We start from the raw sequence: 18,266 nt of genomic DNA on the forward strand, positions 1-18,266 counted from the left end.
GGCCGTAGGACTTACAGCCGTCGAGGTGTAGGAATGCGACGCCCGGGCACACTCCGTGGCGCAGCCATAATCCCGGCCGGGCCGTTGCTCGTGAACATCACCTGGAAGCGCATTCGATGCAGATCGGTTTTTCCATCAACGAAGTGCTTTGCCTGCTGAGCCTCGCCACCGGCGCCTGCTGGTTCGCGTGGCGCCGCCGCCTCGCGCGCATGCCCGCACCGACGCGCAAGCCGTTGTGGGTCAGCTTCGGCGCCGAGCTGTTCTTCGTGGTGGCGCTGATGTTCACCTGCCGCGTCGCGGTGGCCGACTGGCCGAAGGTGCCGTCCGGCTCGATGGAGCCGACGCTGCGGGTCGGCGACTACCTGCTCGTCAACCACCTGGCCTACGGCCCGCGCCTGCCGTTCACCAACACCGCGATCGAGTTCGGCAAGCCGCAGCGCGGCGACGTCGTCGTGTTCCGTTTCCCGCGCAACGTCTCCGAGTTCTACGTGAAGCGGCTGATCGGCATGCCGGGCGACGTGGTGCGCTTCCAGGACGGCGCGGTCAGCATCAACGGCGCGCCGTTCCAGGTCGAGCCGGTCAGCGACGGCAGCGAGGCCGGCGTGCGCGAGGAAGACCGCGGCCAGTGGCTGCAGAACGAATCGCTGCCCGGGCGCGACCACCTGATCAAGGTCAACCCGTTCGTGATGGGCAGCATGGCGGTCGACCTGCAGCAACCCGAGCTCGGCCAGCACTGCGTCAACGAGCGCCGCGGCGCCTGGCACTGCACGGTGCCCGAAGGCCAGTACATGATGCTGGGCGACAACCGCGACAACTCCGAAGATTCCCGCCGCTGGGGCTTCCTGCCGCATTCCGAGGTGTACGGCAAGGCGGTGCGCGTGCTGTTCAACCTGTCCGACATGTCCCGCTTCTGGACACCGCTGTGAGCACGTCTTTGCAAACTGCTTCATCCAACGACCTGCAAGGCAAGCGCATCGTGCTCGGCCTGACCGGCGGCATCGCCTGCTACAAGGCCGCCGAGCTGACGCGCGCGCTGGTGAAGGCCGGCGCGTCGGTGCAAGTCGTGATGACCGAGGCGGCCGAACAGTTCATCACGCCGGTCACGATGCAGGCGCTGTCGACGCGGCCGGTGTTCACCAGCCAGTGGGATGCGCGCGAGGCCAACAACATGGCCCACATCAACCTGACGCGCGAGGCCGATGCGGTGCTGATCGCGCCGGCCAGCGCCGATTTCATCGCGCGGCTGGTGCAGGGCCGCGCCGACGACCTGCTGAGCCTGCTGTGCCTGGCGCGGCCGATCGAGCGCTGCCCGCTGCTGGTGGCGCCGGCGATGAACCGCGAGATGTGGGCCCACCCGGCGACGCAGCGCAACATCGCGCAGCTGCGCGCCGACGGCGCCGCGGTGCTGGGCCCCGGCAACGGCGACCAGGCCTGCGGCGAGATCGGCGACGGCCGCATGCTCGAGCCGCTGGAGCTGCTGGAAGACGTGGTGTCGTTCTTCGCGCCGAAGCACCTGCGCGGGCAGCGCCTGCTGATCACCGCCGGACCGACCTTCGAGCCGATCGATCCGGTGCGCGGCATCACCAACCGGTCCAGCGGCAAGATGGGTTTCGCGATCGCCCGCGCGGCGCACGAGGCCGGGGCCGAGGTCACGCTCGTGGCCGGCCCGGTGCACCTGCCGACGCCGCGCGGCGTGCGCCGCATCGACGTGCAGACCGCGCAGCAGATGTTCGACGCGGTGCTGCCGCTGGCGGCGCAGCACGGCGTGTTCGTCGCGACCGCGGCGGTGGCCGACTGGCGGCCGGCCTCGCTGTCGGACCACAAGATCAAGAAGAACGGCAGCAAGGTCGCGCCGACCTTCGAGCTGACCGAGAACGCCGACATCCTCGCCGCCGTCGCGAAGCTGCCCGACCGGCCGTTCTGCGTCGGCTTCGCGGCCGAGAGCCACGACCTTTCGAAGCACGCCCGCGAGAAGCTCGAGCGCAAGAACGTGCCCTTGGTCGTCGGCAACCTCGGGCCGGCCACCTTCGGGCGCGACGACAACGCGCTGCTGCTGGTCGACGCCCAGGGCGAACGCCAGCTGCCGCATGCCGACAAGCTGACGCTCGCGCGCACGCTGGTGCAGGAGATCGCGGCGCGGCTCTCTTCTTCCGCTTCAACCCCTCGAACCGCATGACCCCGATCGACCTGAAGGTGCTCGACCCGCGCATGGCCGAGCAACTGCCCACGTACGCGACCCCCGGCAGCGCCGGCCTCGACCTGCGCGCCTGCCTCGACGCGCCGCTGGTGCTCGAGCCCGGCCAGACGCAGCTGATTCCGACCGGCCTCGCGATCCACGTCGCCGACCCCGGGCTGGCGGCCATCATCCTGCCGCGCTCCGGGCTGGGCCACAAGCACGGCATCGTGCTCGGCAACCTGGTCGGGCTGATCGATTCCGACTACCAGGGCCAGTTGATGGTGAGCTGCTGGAACCGCGGCCAGGCGGCCTTCACGATCGCGCCGATGGAGCGCATCGCGCAGCTGGTGATCGTGCCGGTGGTGCAGGCGAGCTTCCGGGTGGTGGAGGAGTTCGGCAGCTCCGATCGCGGGGCCGGCGGCTTCGGGTCGACCGGCAAGCACTGAGGTCGGACGGACAAAGGGGACGGGGAAAATCCTCGCCGGGCCGGCCGGGTGTTTACCCGCCCGCAACAAACTTGTCGAAATGCTTTGATAGGCTAAGCATCTCGACCAGTCCTGCGAAGGCATCGCCCCGCCGTGGCCCTCCCTGCCAAGCCCACCGCCAAGCCCGAATCGGCCGCCGTCGCGCCTGACGCAAGCCGTGTCGCTGCCGAGGTGCTCAGCGTCGTTCCCGACGTGATGAACGCCATCCGCATGGGCATGCGCGGCAACCTGGATGCCGGGCTGTCGGTGCCGCAGTTCCGCTGCCTGGGCTTCATCGGCCGGCATGCCGCCTGCTCGATCAGCGACGTCGCCGGCTTCCTCGGCGTCACGCTGGCCACCGCGTCGTCGATGGTCGACCGGCTGGTCCGTGCCCACTACGTGTCGCCCACCACCGCGCAGGCCGACCGCCGCCGCACCGAGCTGCGGCTCAGCGCCGAAGGCAAGTCGCTGCTCGACGGCATCCGCCGCGGCGCCCGTGCCGATCTCGCGAAGACGCTGTCCGACGCCAGCCCGGCGGAACTGGCGGTCGTGATGCAGGGTCTGGCCATCCTGAAGGCCAGGTTCGTCCATGACTGAGACCGCAGCTGCCGCGCCAGTGTCCGCCGCGCGCCTCGAGGCCGTGGCCGCAGCGCGCCGGCGTTTCCGCCGCCTGTTCGGCGCGGTGATGCTGCCGATGTTCCTGGCCGCCGTCGACCAGACCCTGCTGGCCACCGCGACGCCGGTGATCAGCCGCGAATTCGGCGGGCTGCGCGACACCTCGTGGCTGGCCGTCTCGTACCTGCTGGCGTCGGTGATCGTCGTGCCGCTGTACGGCCAGCTCGGCGACCAGTTCGGCCGGCGCAAGCTGCTGTCGCTGGCCACGGCCGTGTTCGCGCTCGGCTCGCTCGGCTGCGGCCTGGCGACCGGCCTGTGGTGGCTGGTCGCCGCGCGCACGCTGCAGGGGCTGGGCGGCGGCGGGTTGATGACGCTGTCGCAGGCGCTGATCGGCGAGGTCGTCTCGCCGCAGCGGCGGGCGCGCAGCCAGGGCTATTTCGCGATCGTCTTCACGCTCGCCAGCGTCGGCGGGCCGGTGATCGGCGGACTCGTGGTGCACCACGCGAGCTGGCGCTGGCTGTTCCTGGTCAACCTGCCGCTGTGCGCATTGGCGCTGTGGCGGCTGCATGCACTGCGCGCCGACGACGTGCCGCACGAGCGCACCGGCCCGCCCGACCTGCAGGGCCTGCTGCTGTTCGCGCTGGCGATGGGGTTGAGCCTGTTCTGGCTGTCGTCGGCCGGGCACCGCTTCGACTGGCTCTCTGCCAGCAGCGCCACGCTGCTGGCCGCCATCGCTGGCCTGTGGGCGCTGCTGCTGCGGGTCGAGCGCGTCGCCGCACGACCCTTCCTGCCGATCGAGCTGGTGCGGCTGCCGCCGGTGCGCTATGCGGTGCTCACGGTCGTCGGCTTCGCGTCGGCGATGTTCGCGATGGTGTTCTACCTGCCGATCTACCTGCAGCTGTCGTTGCATGCCGATGCCGCCGAGGCCGGCCTGCTGCTGCTGCCGCTGACGGCCGGCATCGTCGGCGGCGCGACGCTGACGTCGCGGCTGATCGTCTGGACCGGCCGGCCGACGGCGATCCCGGTCGGCGGCCTGCTGCTGGCCGCCGCCGGCCTGCTCGGCATGGCGCTGCTGCCGCCCGACAAGCGCACGCTGATCGCACTCGGTTTCGCCATCGGGCTCGGCCTGGGCAGCGTGATGTCGGTGATGCAGATCGTGACGCAGACGGCGTCCGGCCCGGCGCGGCTGGGTGCCGCGGCGGCCACGATGTCGCTGGCGCGCACGCTCGGGTCCTCGATCGGCGCGAGCGCGTTCGGCGCACTGATCTTCGGGTTGATGGGGAGCAGCGACGCGCTGCATGCGGCGCAGGATCCGCATGCGCAGCAGGACCTGCGCGTCGCGTTCGAGATCGCCTTCGCCTGTGCCGCCGCCGTCTGCGTGCTGGCCGCGTGGGCCGCCAGCCGGGTGCCGGCGCTGCGCTTCGATGCCTCGGCCCCGGGCCGCGCCGACCTGGCCGAATGATTCGACGACGACTTTGACGACTTTGACGATGGGCTGTTCATGAACAAGAGCTTGGTGGGATGGGTGGTGGCCGCGGTGGTCGTGGTGGCGGGCGTCGGCTACGGCCTGGCCTCGCGCGGCAAGGGTGAAGGCACTGGCGGTGCGGCCGCGCCGTCGTCCGCCGCCTCGGGCGCGCCGGTCAGCGTCAGCACCGTGCGGGCGCAGCGGCGCGACTACGAGGTCACGCTCGAAGCCACCGGCAGCGTCACCGCGCTGAACAGCGTCGACATCCGCCCGCAGGTCGCCAGCACCATCACGCAGGTGCACATCAAGGAAGGCCAGTTCGTGAAGGCCGGCGAGCTGCTGTTCACGCTCGACGCACGCACCGACGAAGTCAACGTCGCGAAGGCGCAGGCCCAGCTCGAGAAGGACCTGGCCTCGCTGGCCGACGCGCAGCGCCAGCTCACCCGCAGCAAGGACCTGCTGGCGCAGAACTTCGTCTCGCAGAGCGCGGTCGACAGCAGCCAGACGCTGGTCGAGGGCCAGCAGGCGGTGGTGTCGTCCGACCGCGCGGCGCTGGCCGCCGCCAAGGTGGCGCTCGGCTACAACCGCATCGTCGCCCCCGGCGCCGGCCGCGCCGGCGCGATCAACGTGTTCCCGGGCAGCTCGGTACAGCCGGCCACCAGCACGCTGGTCACGCTGACGCAGATCGACCCGATCGCGGTCGGCTTCAACCTGCCGCAGCGCAACCTCGGCGAGGCGCTGCGCAACCTGCAGTCGGGGCGCGGCGTCGTCACCGCCGTGCTGCCCGAGGGCCGCGGCACGCTGACCGGCAAGCTGCAGTTCGTCGACAACAACATCGACGCATCGTCCGGCACCGTCAAGGTGAAGGCGGTGTTCGACAACAGGCAGCAGACGCTGTGGCCCGGCGCCTTCGTCAGCGTGCGGCTGGTGGTCGAGACGCTGAAGGATGCGACCGTGGTGCCGCAGGCCTCGCTGATCCAGGGCCCGCGCGGCAACATCGTCTACGTGGTCGACGACGGCAACAAGGCCGTCGCGCGGCCGATCGTCGTCGTGCAGGCGGCCGGCACCGAGGCGGTCGTCACCGGCGTGAAGCCCGGCGAGCGGGTCGTGGTCGACGGCCGGCAGAACCTGCGCCCGGGCGCACCGGTGGCCGAGCGGGCCGCCAGCGGCGCCGCGGGGAAGAGGCCTGCGGCCGGGGCCGGCGCTGCCGCTTCCGGTGCCTCGGCCACGTCGGGGGTGACACCATGAACCTGTCCGAGCTGTTCATCCGCCGTCCGGTGATGACGGTGCTGCTGAACGCCGCCATCGTCGTCGCCGGCGTGATCGCGTACACGCGCATCCCGGTGGCCGCGCTGCCGAGCTACAACACGCCGGTGATCAACGTGTCGGCGGCGCTGCCGGGTGCCAGTCCCGAGACGATGGCCACCTCGGTCGCGCTGCAGCTCGAGAAGCAGTTCCAGACCATCCCGGGCCTCAGCGTGATCAGCTCGGCCAACACGCTGGGCAGCACCACCGTGACGCTGGAGTTCGACGAAGGCCGCGACATCGACGCCGCCGCGGTCGACGTGCAGGCCGCGCTGCTGCGCGCGCAGCGCCAGCTGCCGCAGGACATGACCAGCCCGCCGTCGTACCGCAAGGTCAACCCGGCCGATGCGCCGGTGCTGCTGATCGCGCTGACCTCGCCGTCGCTGAACCTGTCGGACCTGAACGATTTCGCCGAGCACCTGATCTCGCCGTCGCTGTCGACGCTGGCCGGCGTCGCGCAGGTCAACATCTACGGGCAGAAGCGCTACGCGGTGCGGGTGCGGGTGCAGCCCGATGCACTGGCCGCGCGCAACATCAGCCTCGACGAGCTGAACGCCGCGCTCGGCGCGGCCAATGCCAACACGCCGGTCGGCACGCTCGAAGGCCCGAAGCAGACGTTGACGCTGCAGGCGAACCGCCAGCTGCGCAACGCCGCCGAATTCGCCGAGCTGATCGTCAGCAACCGCAACGGCAACCCGGTGCGGCTGAAGGAGGTCGCGTCGGTCGAGGACAGCTACGAGACGGTCAAGACCTTTGCCAGCTACAACGGCGAGCCGTCGATCACGCTGGCCATCCTGCGCCAGCCCGACGCCAACACCGTCAAGGTGGTCGACGCGGTGCGCGCCGCGCTGCCGGGCTTCCAGGCGCAGCTGCCGCAATCGGTGCGCATGAACCTGGTCAACGACCGATCGGTGTCGGTGCGCGAATCGCTGCACGACGTGACGCTGACGATGCTCGGCACCATCGTGCTGGTGGTGCTGGTGATCTTCCTGTTCCTGCGCCGCTTCGTCGCGACCGCGATCCCGACGCTGTCGCTGCCGGTGTCGCTGGTCGGCGCGATCGCGCTGCTGTGGGGCTTCGGCTACACGCTCGACAACATCTCGCTGCTCGGGCTGACGCTGGCGGTCGGCCTGGTGGTCGACGACGCGATCGTGATGCTCGAGAACATCATGCGGCACGTCGAGCACGGCGAGGCGCCGTTCGGCGCGGCGCTGCGCGGCTCGCGCGAGGTCGGTTTCACGATCATCTCGATCTCCACCTCGCTGATCGCGGTGTTCATCCCGATCTTCTTCATGCCCGGCGTGATCGGGCTGCTGTTCCACGAGTTCGCGGTGATCGTGTCGCTGGCGATCATCGCGTCGGCCTTCGTCTCGCTGACGCTGGTGCCGATGCTGGCCAGCCGCTTCCTGACCGACGATGCGCACAAGAAGCAGCCGGGCGCGCTGGTGCGCTCGTTCGAACGCGGCTTCGACCTGCTGCTGGGCGCCTATTCACGTTCGCTCGACGTCGCGCTGCGCCACCGGGTGGCCGTCGTGATGGTCGCGCTGGTCACCTTCATCGCGACCGGCTGGCTGTTCGCGAGCATCCCGAAAGGCTTCTTCCCGCAGGAGGACATCGGCCAGCTCAGCGTGCAGACCGAGGCCTCGGAAGACACCTCGTTCCCCGAGATGGTGCGGCTGCAGGACCGCGTCGCGACCATCATCCGCGACGACCCGAACGTGCAGGCCGTCAGCTCGTTCAACGGCGGCGGCGGTGCGCAGAACACCGGCCGCATGTTCGTTGCGCTGAAGCCGCATGCGCAGCGCGACGACATGACCAAGGTGGTCGAAGGGCTGCGCCGCAAGCTGCGCGACGTGGCCGGCATCACCGTCTTCATGCGCCCGATCCAGAACCTGCAGCTCGGCGGCCGCCAGAGCAAGGCGCAGTACCAATACATCCTGCAGAGCGTGAAGGCCGACGAGCTCAGCGACTGGGCGCAGAAGCTGCAGGCGAAGCTGCGCACCGACCCGCTGTTCCGCGACGTCACCAGCGATTCGCAGCTGCGCGGGCTGCAGGCCTCGCTGAGCATCGACCGCGACCGCGCGAACACGCTCGGCGTGTCGATCGACGCGCTGCGCTCGGCGCTGTTCAGCGCCTTCGGCGAGCGGCAGGTGTCGACCATCTACACCAGCGTCGACAGCTACCAGGTGATCATGGAGGTGGCGCCCGGCGCCAAGCAGGACGAGAGCGCGTTCAACAACATCTACGTTCGCTCGACCAGCGGCACGCTGGTGCCGATGTCGAGCTTCGCGACCGTCGCGCGCACCGTCGGGCCGACCTCGATCAACCACGTCGGCCAGCTGCAGGCGGTGACGGTGTCGTTCAACCTCGCGCCCGGCGCGGCGCTCGGCGACGCGACCGGCAAGATCGAGCACTACCGCGAGGAGATCGAGCTGCCGTCGTCCATCATCACCAGCTACGGCGGCGATGCAGCGGTGTTCAAGAGCTCTCAGGGCAGCCAGGCCATTCTCATCATCGGCGCGCTGCTGGTCATCTACGTGCTGCTGGGCGTGCTGTACGAGAGCTACATCCACCCGCTGACGATCCTGGCCGGGCTGCCGTCGGCGGCGGTCGGCGCGCTGCTGACGCTGAAGCTCTTCAACATGGACCTGACGCTGATCGCGACCATCGGCATCCTGCTGCTGATCGGCATCGTCAAGAAGAACGCGATCATGATGATCGACTTCGCGCTCGACCAGCAGCGCACGCAGGGCATGGCGCCCGAGCAGGCGATCCGCGAGGCCTGCGTGCTGCGCTTCCGGCCGATCATGATGACGACGCTGGCGGCGCTGATGGGGGCGCTTCCGATCGCGATGGGGCTGGGCGCGGGCGCCGAACTGCGCCAGCCGCTGGGCCTCGCGGTGGTCGGCGGGCTGGTGTTCTCGCAGGCGATCACGCTCTACATCACGCCGGTGATCTACCTGTACCTCGATCGCTTCAGCGGCAAGGGGCCGGTGACGGCGCCGGAGGGCGCGGCCCGGGTCTAGGGTCTAGTGCAGGTGCGAGTTCGACGGCGCGGTCGTCATGATGCTGACGGCCGGTGAGCCGACGGTGCCGGCCTCGATCTCTTCCTCGGTGGCCTCGCGCACGTCGCGCACCTTCAGGTCGAGCCGCAGCGCGATGCCGGCCAGCGGGTGGTTGCCGTCCAGCACCACGTGGGTCGGGTAGACCTCGGTCACGGTGTAGACCGCGTCGGGCTGCAGGCCTTCGGTGACGGCCCCTTCGGGCGGGCCGTCGAACTGCATGCCGACGTCGACCTGCTCCGGGAAGATCGAGCGTTCTTCGAAGAACACCAGCTCGGGTTGGTAGTCGCCGAACGCCTGGTCGGGCTCGAGGTGCAGCTTGGTTTCGTAGCCGGCTTCCTGGCCGATCAGCGCTTCTTCGACCTTCGCGAGAAGGTCGTCGCCACCGACGAAGAACTCGACCGGGGCGTCCAGTTCGTCGATCAGCTGGCCTTGGGCGTCTTCCAGCCGCCAGGTGAGGGCGACGACGCAGGGGTTCGTGATGAGCATCCGGGAATGATCGCACAGGCATCGCACAATCGTCGGATGCCCGCACCGACCGCAACCCCCACCACGCCCGGCGTTTTCGCGCCCGGCAGCACCCGTCCCGCCAACCTGCTGGGCGGCCTGTCGCCCGCCGCCTTCATGCGCCGCCACTGGCAGAAGCGCCCGCTGCTGATCCGCCAGGCCGTGCCCGGGATCGAACCGATCCTGCCGCGGGCGCAGCTGTTCGACCTGGCAGCGCGCGAGGACGTCGAATCGCGCGTGATCCTGCAAGGCCAGCGCGGCTGGACGATGAAGCGCGGTCCGCAGGCGCGGCGTGCGCTGCCGGCGGTGTCGCGCCGCGGCTGGACGCTGCTGGTGCAGGGGCTGGACCTGCACCTCGATGCCGCACGCGAGCTGCTGTCCTGGTTCCGCTTCGTGCCGGACGCGCGGCTCGACGACCTGATGGTCTCGTGGGCGAGCGACGGCGGCGGGGTGGGGCCGCACGTCGATTCCTACGACGTGTTCCTGCTGCAGGTGCAGGGCCGGCGGCGCTGGCGCATCGGGCCGGTCGACGATGCGTCGCTCGAACCGGATGTGCCGCTGAAGATCCTCAGCCGCTTCGTGCCCGACCAGGAGTGGCTGCTCGAGCCCGGCGACATGCTGTACCTGCCGCCCGGCTGGGGGCACGACGGCGTCGCCGAGGGCGAGTGCATGACCTGCTCGATCGGCTTTCGCGCCGCCGGCCGCGACGAGCTGGCGACCGAGGTGCTGCAGCGGGTGATCGAAGCGGTCGATCCGGATGCCGTGGACCCGCTGTACCGCGACCCGTCGCAGCCTGCCACCGACGCGCCGGGCCAGGTGCCGCCGCGGCTGCAGGCGTTCGCCGGCGAGGCGGTGCAACGGCTGCTGCGCGACCCGGCGGTGCTCGCGTGCGCGCTCGGCGAACTGCTGAGCGAGCCGAAGCCGTCGGTGTGGTTCGATGCCGGCGAGCCGCTCGACGCACCGCAGGCGGTGCGCCTGGACCGCCGCACGCGGATGATGTACGACGATCGGCACATCTTCATCAATGGCGACTCGTTCCGCGCGGCCGGCCGCGATGCGCGGCTGATGCGCCTGCTGGCCGATGCTCGCAGCCTGGCGCTTGCCGATGTCGCACGGCTGAGCGACGATGCCTTCGAACTGCTCGGGCAGTGGGCGCACGCAGGCTGGGTGCGCGCCGTGCACGAGACCTGAGCCACGCCAAGGAGCACACGATGGAAGAGGTGGAAGACAGCGGCGCGCACCGCATCATCACGTCGCGCAGCGAATTCCTGCAGGCCCTGCGCGACGGCTTCGCGCTCGCGGCCGCGCAGGGCTGCCGCGAGCTGCTGCTGAGCGATCCGGACTTCGCCGACTGGCCGCTCGGCGAGCCCGCGGTGCTCGATCATCTGACGCGCTGGGCCTTCGCGCACCGCAAGCTGACGATGCTGGGTGGGCACTTCGACGAGGTGTCGCGGCGCCATGCGCGCTTCGCGCAGTGGCGGCGCCAGTGGTCGCACATCGTCGAATGCCGCTCGCCCGACAGCGACGACGAGCGCGACATCCCGACGCTGCTGCTGGCGCCGGGGCTGGTCACGCTGAAGCTGCTGAACCGCGCGCAGTACCGCGCGAGCTGGTCCACCGACGAGGGCGATGCGGTGCGCGCCCACGAACACCTTGATGCACTTTTGCAACGCTCCGTCGAGGCCTTTCCTGCGACAACGCTGGGCCTATAGGGTATGCACTGCGTCTGCGTATAATCGTGGGCTGGGCCTTGGAAACGCTCGAGCTTTCCTGGGTCTGAATGCGTTGGGGATCTGCCGTGGATCGAATGATCGGAGGGTTCCCACAATTACCGGTAATTGTCTGAACCTTTCATTGAGGATAAGTATGAAAAAGTCGCTTCTGTTGGCTTCCCTGGTTGCTGCTGTTGCTCTGGCCGCTTGCGGCAAGAAGCCGGAAGAGGCCGCTCCGGCGCCCGCTCCGGTTGCCGCTCCGGCTCCCGCTCCCGCCCCGGTGGCTGACGCCGCTGCTTCGGGCGCCGCAATGGCCGCTTCGGCTGCCACGGACGCTGCTTCGGGCGCCGCGATGGCCGCTTCGGGCGCTGCTTCGGCCGCCAAGTAATCGCTTTCCAGCGATCATGAAAGAGCCGCCTTCGGGCGGCTTTTTCATGTCTGGATCGACCCCAGCCCGCTCATCGCAATGACAGCCAGCCGAAGCCGAGCGCCGGGTCGGCCACGGTGATGTCATCGGCGTTGCCGCCGGTCACACCGAGCAACGCTTGAATGGCCAGCTCGGGCCGGTTGTTCTGCCGGCTCAGGTGCGCGGCCACCAGGTGGCGCAGGCCGCCATGCAGGCAGGCCGCGAGAATCTCGGCCGCCGTCTCGTTCGACAGGTGTCCGAGCCGCCCGCCGACGCGCCGCTTCAGCGAGGCCGGGTAGCTCGAATTCGCGAGCATCTCGACGTCGTGGTTGCATTCCAGCAGCAGCGCATCGCAGTGCTGCAGGTGCGCGACGACATGCGCCGTCGACGAGCCGATGTCGGTCAGCACGCCCAGGCAGGCGTCGCCGTCGGTCACGCGCAGCTGCAGCGGTTCGTTGGCGTCGTGCGGCACCGTGTAGGGCCGAAGCTGCAGGTCGCCGATCGCGATCGGCTCGCCGTCGCGGGCCACGTTCAGCCACTCTTGCGCCGCCGGGTCGCCGATCGCGCGCCAGGTGCCCTGGCTGGTCCACAGCGGAACACGGTGCCGGCGCGCGAGCGTCAGCGCGCAGCCGACGTGGTCGCCGTGCTCGTGGGTCACGAACACCGCGTCGATGTCGTCGACGGCGAGCCCGGTGCGCGACAGCCGCAGCGCCAGCTCGCGCAGCGAGAAGCCGCTGTCGATCAGCAGCCGCGTGGTGCTGGAGCCGCTCGTGGCCTCGACGAGCGTCGCGTTGCCGGTGCTGCCGCTGCCGAGGCTGCAGAAGCGCAGCATGCGGGGTGCCTCGCTGCCGTCGGCCGGGGGCTTACTTCAGTTCGTCGACCAGCAGGCCGACGATGCGCTTGCCGGCGTCGCCGTTCTCCGGCTCGCCCTTGCTGTCGAGCACCGAGATCAGGCTGGCATCGCCCTGGCCGACCACGCGCACGCGGTACTTCACCGGCGCGAAGTTGCCTTTCTCCCCGGTGCCGAACAGGCGACCGAAGAAACCGGGCTCTTCCTTGCCGGCCATCGCCGGGTCGACATAGCGCACGAAGTAGACGCCTTGCGTGCGGTCGCGGTCTTCGACGGTGAAGCCGCTGCGGTCGAGCGCGAGGCCGACACGGCGCCACGCGCGGTCGAAGGCATCGTCGACCTGCAGCGTCGCGGCGGCCTGGCCGGTCAGCGCGCGTGCATGCGGCGTGGCCGCGGCGGGTGCCGACGCGGCCTGCTGCGAGGCCAGCTTGACCTGCTCGTCCTTCGCGCCGAGCTTCACGAGCAGGCGCGACAGCATCTCGCTCTCGAGGTCCGGATCATTGGGGCGCGGTTCCCAGGACGTCGTTTCCTTCTGCTGGCCGACGTAGACCTCGCGCAGCCCGCGGTGCGCGATGTGGATCTCGGTGCCGTTGGCGCCGCGCTCGACGCGGGTGCGGTACTTGTCGCGCTCGCCGGTCGAGTACAGGCCGTCGACGACGCGGCCCAGCGTGCGGCGGATCAGGTCGTCCGGCAGCTTGGCGCGGTTCTCGGCCCATTCGGTTTCCATCACGCCGGCCTCGGGCTGGTCGAGCGAGATCGTCAGGCCGCGCTCTTTCCAGAAGGCCTGCAGCTGCGGCCACACCTGTTCGGGCGTCTGCGCGGTCACGACCCAGCGCTGGTCGCCCTGGCGTTCCAGCCGGGCCTGGCCGAGCGCGTTCGGCGCCACGGTCTGGGTCGCCGGGCCGGCGGCCTGGCCCGAGCCTGCGGCCAGCTGCGGATTCTGGAAGGTGGTGGCGCTGATGGTGCCGCCGCTCTGCACGTTGTAGCGCGAGTCGTTCTGCAGCTGGGTCAGGTCGGGCGGCACGTCGAGCGGCGTCGCCTTCGCGGTCGCGCTCTTGTAATCGACCTTCTCGCCGGTCACGGCCGTCTCGATCGACGAGCAACCGGCGGCGGCGAGGCCCAGGACGAGGGCGGCGGCGGTGGCCTGGGCGAGAGGATTCAGGGGAAAACGGGTCACGTTGTGCATCTCCGAGGACAGTGCCGCAAGGGGCGCCGGCCGGGCCGGTGGAAGGATGAAGGGTGGGAAGCCTGGAACAGCGGGCGGGCGGATCGTCAGCGCAGGCGGCGCGGGCCGCTCACAGCAGACCCGATTCGCGCATCGCTTGTTCCACCGCGGCCTGGCCGGCGGGCGTCAGCCCGACGATCGGCAGCCGCAGCGTCGCGCCGCAGCGTCCCAGGCGCGACAGGGCCCATTTGGTGGGAGCCGGGCTCGGCTCGACGAACAGGTTCTTGTGCAGCGGCAGCAGCTTCAGGTGGAGAGCGGCGGCCTCGCGCGCCTGGCCGGCCAGCGCTGCCTTGCACAGCTCGTGCATCGCGCGCGGTGCGACGTTGGCGGTGACGCTGACGTTGCCGTGGCCGCCCAGCAGCATCAGCGCGACCGCGGTCGGGTCGTCGCCCGAATAGATGGAGAAGCCTTCGGGCGCGTTGCGCACCAGCCAGCCGGCGCGCTCGATGTTGCCGGTGGCTTCCTTGATGCCGACGATGCCGGGGATCTGCGCCAGCCGCAGCGTGGTCTCGGGCAGCATGTCTGCCACCGTGCGGCCGGGGACGTTGTACAGCACCATCGGGATGTCCACCGCTTCGGCGATGGCCTTGAAGTGCTGGTAGATGCCTTCCTGCGACGGCTTGTTGTAGTACGGCACGACCGACAGCGTGCAGTCGGCGCCGGCCTTGCGCGCATAGCGCGAGTGCTCGATGGCCTCGCGGGTGGAGTTGGCGCCGGTGCCGGCCATGATCGGCACGCGGCCGCGCGCATGTTCGACCGCGACGCGGATGATCTCCCAGTGCTCCTCGACCGAGACCGTGGGGCTTTCGCCGGTGGTGCCGACGACGCCGATGCAGTCGGTGCCTTCGTCGATGTGCCAGTCGATCAGGCGGCGCAGCGCGTCATAGTCGACGCTGCCGTCCTCGTGCATCGGCGTGATCAGCGCGACGATGCTGCCAACAATGGGTTTCATGCGGGATCCTCGGAATCCGCGGATTTTACTCACCCTGCGGGGGGTGTCCGGCGTCCAGCAGATAACGCGGGATTTCACCCGGTCCGCCGGGATCGGCGGCGGGCCTCACCGCGGCGATGCGCTGCACGAAGCGGGCGGGCGATCCGAGGAAGCCGTCCTCGAACGCGACGATCCGCAACCCGCGCGCCGCGTCGAGCAGCTCGCCCGGGCGCAGCAGGAACTCCGGATTCGACGGCCGCCCCACGCCTTGCTGGCCGTGCGCGAAGGTTTCGTAGATCAGCACGCCGCCTTCGGCCAGCGCCCGGCACAGCGTCGGCAGCAGCGGGCGCCACAGGTAGTTCGTGACGACGACGGCATCGAAACGGCGATCGGGCAGCGGCCACGGGCCGGCCTCGATGTCGGCCAGCACCACGTCGGCGATCGGATGCAGCGCCTCGGTGGCGGCCGCGTCGCGGTCGAGCGCCGTCACGTGGCAGCCGCGGCCGGCGAACCAGCGCACGTGGCGGCCGCTGCCGCAGGCCACGTCGAGCACGCTGGCACCCGGCGCGATCAGGTGCGACCAGCGCTGCACCCACGCCGAGGGCGCCGGTGCGGCCTGCAAGGGCAGCGTCGCGCTCATTGCGGCCGGGCGTGCTGGTTCAGCGCCTTCAATGCCAGCCGGTCGATCAGCCGCGGCGCGAGCAGCTTCAGCCAGCGGCCGAGCTTGCCCTGCGCCGTCATCACGACGTCGCGCCGGCGCGCCTCGGCGCCTTCGATGATCAGCCGGGCGCAGGTCTCGACCGGCATCGCCGCCGATTCGTCCAGCCCGCTGCGGCCGGCCGGCTGTCCGCCGGCGTCGTAGCCGCGGCGGCGGATCTCGGTCGCGACCACCCCCGGGTAGGCGATGGTCACGCTGATGCCCTGGCGGCCGATCTCCGGGCGCAGCGATTCGAAGAAGCCGGTCATCGCGAACTTGGTGGCGGCGTAGGCGGTGCGGCCCGGCACGCCGACCAGGCCGGCCAGGCTGGACACCGCGACGATGCGGCCGTAGCTCGTCTTCAGGTGCGGCAGCGCGGCATGCGTGCACCAGACGCTGCCCCACAGGTTCACCCGCATCAGGTCCTCGTACCAGCCGAGGTCGGCCACGTCGCGCAGCAGCGCCTGGGCCGACATGCCGGCGTTGTTGACCAGCGTGTCGAGCCGGCCGAAGCGGTCCATCGCCGCATCGACCAATGCGCGGCAGTCGGCCTGCACGCTGACGTCGCAGCGCTGCACCAGCGCCTGCGCGCCGTGCACCCGGCAGTCGGCGGCGACCGCCTGCAGCTTGTCGACGTTGCGCGCCGCCAGCACCAGCGCGATGTTGGCCTTGCCGCGCGCGGCCCACTGCCGGGCCAGCTCGGCGCCGATGCCGTCCGACGCGCCGGTGATCACGACGACATACATCAGAAGCAGCTCCAGAGCTGGTTGGCGAGCGTGACGGCCATCTCGGGCCGCAGGTAGGCCGCGAACACCAGCAGCAGCACGGCCGTCACCGCGACACCGATCGCCAGCCGGGCCGCGGTCCGCTTCATGCCGGCTGCGGGGCGGCCCGCACGATCGCCGATTCGCGCACCGGCAGGTTGACCAGCGCGGCGAACACGCCCAGCCCGACCGCGATCCACCAGACCACGTCGTAGCTGCCGGTGCTGTCGTACAGCTTGCCGCCGAGCCAGACGCCGAGGAACGAGCCGACCTGGTGGCTCAGGAACACGAAGCCGCCCAGCATGGACAAGTAGCGCACGCCGAAGATCTGCGCGACGACCGCATTGGTCGGCGGCACCGTCGACAGCCACAGCACGCCCATCACCGACGCGAACACGTAGACGCTGGTCGGCGACAGCGGCACGTTCAGGAAGACGACGATCGCGACCGAGCGCAGCGCATAGATGGTCGACAGGATGTAGCGCTTGGGCAGGCGCTGGCCGAGCGTGCCGGCGGTGTAGGTGCCGATCACGTTGAACAGGCCGATCAGCGCGAGCGCGCCGGTGGCCACGTCCTGCGACAGCCCGTGATCCTTCAGGTAGCTCGGCATGTGCACGCCGATGAACACCACCTGGAAGCCGCAGACGAAGTAGCCGGCCATCAGCAGCAGGAAGCTCGGGTACGCGAAGGCCTCGCGCAGCGCGGCACCCAGGCTCTGCTGCAGCGGGTTGACGATGAACTTCGGCTCTTTCAGGCCGGCCGCCAGCGGGATGATGGCCAGCGCCACGCAGCCCAGCACGAACAGCGCCTGCTGCCAGCCGAGGTGGCCGATCAGCCAGTTCTCGGTCGGCACCATCAGGAACTGGCCGAACGAGCCGGCGGCCGCGGCCACGCCCATCGCCCAGCTGCGTTTCTCGGGCGCGACATTGCGGCCGATCACGCCGTAGACCACCGCGTAGGTGGTGCCCGATTGCGCCATGCCGAGCAGCAGCCCGGCGCTGCCGGTGAAGGCCAGGCCCGAGGTGGACAGCCCCATCAGCACCAGCCCGCCGGCGTACAGCAGGCTGCCGGCGATCAGCACCTTGAAGGCGCCGAAGCGGTCGGCCAGCGCGCCGGCGAACGGGCCGGCGATGCCCCACGCGAGGTTCTGCACCGCGAGCGCGAACGCGAAGGTCTCGCGCGTCCAGCCGCGGTCCATCGTGATCGGCTGCAGCCACAGGCCGAAACCGTGGCGGATGCCCATCGACAGCGTGACGATCATGGCGCCGCACAGCAGCACCTGTTTCATCGAGAGCGGGGCGGGTGTGGCGGGGAGCGTCGACGACATCGGATCAATGTAACGGATCCGAAGCCGGCGGGTCAGAACCTGAAGCCGTACTTCGCGCTGTAGGACGTGGCCTTGCCGGTCTTGTCTGCCTCGAACGCCAGGTTCGCGAGCCCGAAGTTCAGGTTCACGCCGGCGAACACCTTCGCGAGGTTGAAGTCTTCGTCGCCCGCCAACGGCGAACCCTGCGGCTTGCTCTTGACGTTGACGGTGCCGAGGCCGGCGTAGGGCGTCGCGAACAGGAAGCCCTTCGACACCGAGACGTCGAAGCCGAGCGTGCGCAGCTTCAGCTGGTCGACGCCCGACATCGACGAGGCGCTGACCCGCAGCGCGATCGCCGGCAGCACCGCGTTGCCGGCCAGCGGCGCCCAGCGCAGCTCGCCGCCGGTGATGGTGATGCCGGCCGACGGCACGCGTGCGAGCGACACGCCCACATCGATGTCGAACGGCAGCCCCTTGTGCGCGCGCAGCGACGGCACCGCGATCGTCGACGGCACGCTGCTGCCGCCGGCCGCCTTCTCCCAGACGCTGCGGTTCTCCAGCACGGTGCCCGACACGCCGACGCCGATGTCGAAGCCGGTCAGCCCGAGCGGCTCGGACGGGATCAACGGCTTGAACGACAGCAGGGCGCCCAGGTCTTCCGACAGCAGGCGGAATTCCGACTGCGACAGCGATGGCAGCGAGTTCAGGTCGGCGGCCCGGGCGATCGGCGCGACGGCACCGAACAGCAAGGCGATCAGGGTGGCGGAGGCAAGGCGCATGG

Annotated in this window: 18 protein-coding genes; 9 read left to right on the forward strand and 9 right to left on the reverse strand. The window is 70.2% G+C overall.

All coding sequences use genetic code 11. The annotated features are described in order from the left end of the window. Window positions 1–116: 116 nt before the first annotated feature. From lepB to ASC98_RS17225, 7 genes are all read left to right on the forward strand, one after another. Window positions 117–926, forward strand: coding sequence for a signal peptidase I (lepB, locus tag ASC98_RS17195; RefSeq protein ID WP_056811337.1), 810 nt, complete (start codon window positions 117–119; stop codon window positions 924–926). Continuing rightward, on the forward strand, window positions 923–2,176 hold the full coding sequence (gene coaBC / locus ASC98_RS17200) for a bifunctional phosphopantothenoylcysteine decarboxylase/phosphopantothenate--cysteine ligase CoaBC (RefSeq protein WP_235581301.1): 1,254 nt from the start codon (window positions 923–925) through the stop codon (window positions 2,174–2,176). Before lepB ends, coaBC begins: the two co-directional genes overlap by 4 nt. Next, window positions 2,173–2,622 (forward strand): dUTP diphosphatase, encoded by a 450-nt coding sequence (dut, locus tag ASC98_RS17205; protein ID WP_056811335.1) that lies wholly within the window; start codon window positions 2,173–2,175, stop codon window positions 2,620–2,622. The genes coaBC and dut overlap by 4 nt, the downstream gene beginning before the upstream one ends. Before the next feature lie 132 nt (window positions 2,623–2,754). Continuing rightward, window positions 2,755–3,237: a MarR family winged helix-turn-helix transcriptional regulator gene (locus ASC98_RS17210; protein WP_056811332.1), complete on the forward strand. Its 483-nt coding sequence runs from the start codon at window positions 2,755–2,757 to the stop codon at window positions 3,235–3,237. Next, window positions 3,230–4,717 (forward strand): MFS transporter, encoded by a 1,488-nt coding sequence (locus ASC98_RS17215; RefSeq protein WP_056811329.1) that lies wholly within the window; start codon window positions 3,230–3,232, stop codon window positions 4,715–4,717. Before ASC98_RS17210 ends, ASC98_RS17215 begins: the two co-directional genes overlap by 8 nt. A 39-nt stretch (window positions 4,718–4,756) precedes the next feature. Then, window positions 4,757–5,968 (forward strand): efflux RND transporter periplasmic adaptor subunit, encoded by a 1,212-nt coding sequence (locus ASC98_RS17220; RefSeq protein ID WP_056820265.1) that lies wholly within the window; start codon window positions 4,757–4,759, stop codon window positions 5,966–5,968. Beyond that, the gene (locus tag ASC98_RS17225) at window positions 5,965–9,051 is read left to right on the forward strand and encodes an efflux RND transporter permease subunit (protein ID WP_056811326.1); all 3,087 of its coding nucleotides are present in this window, start codon (window positions 5,965–5,967) and stop codon (window positions 9,049–9,051) included. The genes ASC98_RS17220 and ASC98_RS17225 overlap by 4 nt, the downstream gene beginning before the upstream one ends. A 3-nt stretch (window positions 9,052–9,054) precedes the next feature. Here ASC98_RS17225 and ASC98_RS17230 read toward each other — a convergent pair whose 3' ends face one another. Beyond that, window positions 9,055–9,576 carry a peptidylprolyl isomerase gene (locus tag ASC98_RS17230; protein WP_056811323.1) on the reverse strand — a complete coding sequence of 174 codons (522 nt, stop codon included), beginning with the start codon at window positions 9,574–9,576 and terminating at the stop codon, window positions 9,055–9,057. Between the two features lie 36 nt (window positions 9,577–9,612). Between ASC98_RS17230 and ASC98_RS17235 the strand changes: the two genes are divergently transcribed. Continuing rightward, window positions 9,613–10,785, forward strand: a complete 1,173-nt coding sequence (locus ASC98_RS17235) for a JmjC domain-containing protein (RefSeq protein WP_082541639.1) — start codon at window positions 9,613–9,615, stop codon at window positions 10,783–10,785. A gap of 20 nt (window positions 10,786–10,805) precedes the next feature. After that, complete coding sequence (locus ASC98_RS17240) at window positions 10,806–11,306, forward strand: hypothetical protein (protein ID WP_157597712.1); 501 nt, start codon at window positions 10,806–10,808, stop codon at window positions 11,304–11,306. Between the two features lie 458 nt (window positions 11,307–11,764). Here the strand turns inward: ASC98_RS17240 and ASC98_RS17245 are convergent, their stop codons facing one another. The 8 genes from ASC98_RS17245 to ASC98_RS17275 form a co-directional block, all read right to left on the reverse strand. Next, window positions 11,765–12,541 carry an MBL fold metallo-hydrolase gene (locus ASC98_RS17245; protein ID WP_200952974.1) on the reverse strand — a complete coding sequence of 259 codons (777 nt, stop codon included), beginning with the start codon at window positions 12,539–12,541 and terminating at the stop codon, window positions 11,765–11,767. Between the two features lie 34 nt (window positions 12,542–12,575). Continuing rightward, the gene (gene bamC, locus ASC98_RS17250) at window positions 12,576–13,739 is read right to left on the reverse strand and encodes an outer membrane protein assembly factor BamC (RefSeq protein WP_235581302.1); all 1,164 of its coding nucleotides are present in this window, start codon (window positions 13,737–13,739) and stop codon (window positions 12,576–12,578) included. Window positions 13,740–13,857: 118 nt separating this feature from the next. Beyond that, window positions 13,858–14,739 (reverse strand): 4-hydroxy-tetrahydrodipicolinate synthase, encoded by an 882-nt coding sequence (dapA, locus tag ASC98_RS17255; RefSeq protein ID WP_056811312.1) that lies wholly within the window; start codon window positions 14,737–14,739, stop codon window positions 13,858–13,860. 25 nt (window positions 14,740–14,764) lie between these two features. Continuing rightward, window positions 14,765–15,358 carry a bifunctional 2-polyprenyl-6-hydroxyphenol methylase/3-demethylubiquinol 3-O-methyltransferase UbiG gene (locus ASC98_RS17260; protein WP_056811310.1) on the reverse strand — a complete coding sequence of 198 codons (594 nt, stop codon included), beginning with the start codon at window positions 15,356–15,358 and terminating at the stop codon, window positions 14,765–14,767. Beyond that, window positions 15,355–16,161: an SDR family oxidoreductase gene (locus tag ASC98_RS17265; RefSeq protein WP_056811307.1), complete on the reverse strand. Its 807-nt coding sequence runs from the start codon at window positions 16,159–16,161 to the stop codon at window positions 15,355–15,357. The genes ASC98_RS17260 and ASC98_RS17265 overlap by 4 nt, the downstream gene beginning before the upstream one ends. After that, window positions 16,161–16,289 (reverse strand): hypothetical protein, encoded by a 129-nt coding sequence (locus tag ASC98_RS32060; protein ID WP_255358620.1) that lies wholly within the window; start codon window positions 16,287–16,289, stop codon window positions 16,161–16,163. The genes ASC98_RS17265 and ASC98_RS32060 overlap by 1 nt, the downstream gene beginning before the upstream one ends. After that, on the reverse strand, window positions 16,286–17,467 hold the full coding sequence (locus tag ASC98_RS17270; protein ID WP_369820415.1) for an MFS transporter: 1,182 nt from the start codon (window positions 17,465–17,467) through the stop codon (window positions 16,286–16,288). The genes ASC98_RS32060 and ASC98_RS17270 overlap by 4 nt, the downstream gene beginning before the upstream one ends. A 71-nt stretch (window positions 17,468–17,538) precedes the next feature. Continuing rightward, window positions 17,539–18,264, reverse strand: coding sequence for a hypothetical protein (locus ASC98_RS17275; RefSeq protein WP_056811301.1), 726 nt, complete (start codon window positions 18,262–18,264; stop codon window positions 17,539–17,541). Window positions 18,265–18,266: the final 2 nt, after the last annotated feature.

The sequence above is a fragment of the Rhizobacter sp. Root1238 genome, assembly GCF_001425825.1.
Taxonomy (GTDB): domain Bacteria; phylum Pseudomonadota; class Gammaproteobacteria; order Burkholderiales; family Burkholderiaceae_C; genus Rhizobacter.

Bases quoted from the DNA above. Each gene is read 5' to 3' on its own strand.
- ASC98_RS17235 (WP_082541639.1), top strand. From the start codon at position 9,613: ATGCCCGCACCGACCGCAACCCCCACCACGCCCGGCGTTTTCGCGCCC.
- ASC98_RS17275 (WP_056811301.1), bottom strand. From the start codon at position 18,264: ATGCGCCTTGCCTCCGCCACCCTGATCGCCTTGCTGTTCGGTGCCGTC.
- ASC98_RS17215 (WP_056811329.1), top strand. From the start codon at position 3,230: ATGACTGAGACCGCAGCTGCCGCGCCAGTGTCCGCCGCGCGCCTCGAG.
- ASC98_RS17220 (WP_056820265.1), top strand. From the start codon at position 4,757: ATGAACAAGAGCTTGGTGGGATGGGTGGTGGCCGCGGTGGTCGTGGTG.
- dut (WP_056811335.1), top strand. From the start codon at position 2,173: ATGACCCCGATCGACCTGAAGGTGCTCGACCCGCGCATGGCCGAGCAA.
- dapA (WP_056811312.1), bottom strand. From the start codon at position 14,739: ATGAAACCCATTGTTGGCAGCATCGTCGCGCTGATCACGCCGATGCAC.
- ASC98_RS17230 (WP_056811323.1), bottom strand. From the start codon at position 9,576: ATGCTCATCACGAACCCCTGCGTCGTCGCCCTCACCTGGCGGCTGGAA.
- lepB (WP_056811337.1), top strand. From the start codon at position 117: ATGCAGATCGGTTTTTCCATCAACGAAGTGCTTTGCCTGCTGAGCCTC.
- ASC98_RS17265 (WP_056811307.1), bottom strand. From the start codon at position 16,161: ATGTATGTCGTCGTGATCACCGGCGCGTCGGACGGCATCGGCGCCGAG.
- ASC98_RS17225 (WP_056811326.1), top strand. From the start codon at position 5,965: ATGAACCTGTCCGAGCTGTTCATCCGCCGTCCGGTGATGACGGTGCTG.
- ASC98_RS17240 (WP_157597712.1), top strand. From the start codon at position 10,806: ATGGAAGAGGTGGAAGACAGCGGCGCGCACCGCATCATCACGTCGCGC.
- ASC98_RS32060 (WP_255358620.1), bottom strand. From the start codon at position 16,289: ATGAAGCGGACCGCGGCCCGGCTGGCGATCGGTGTCGCGGTGACGGCC.
- ASC98_RS17270 (WP_369820415.1), bottom strand. From the start codon at position 17,467: ATGAAACAGGTGCTGCTGTGCGGCGCCATGATCGTCACGCTGTCGATG.
- ASC98_RS17260 (WP_056811310.1), bottom strand. From the start codon at position 15,358: ATGAGCGCGACGCTGCCCTTGCAGGCCGCACCGGCGCCCTCGGCGTGG.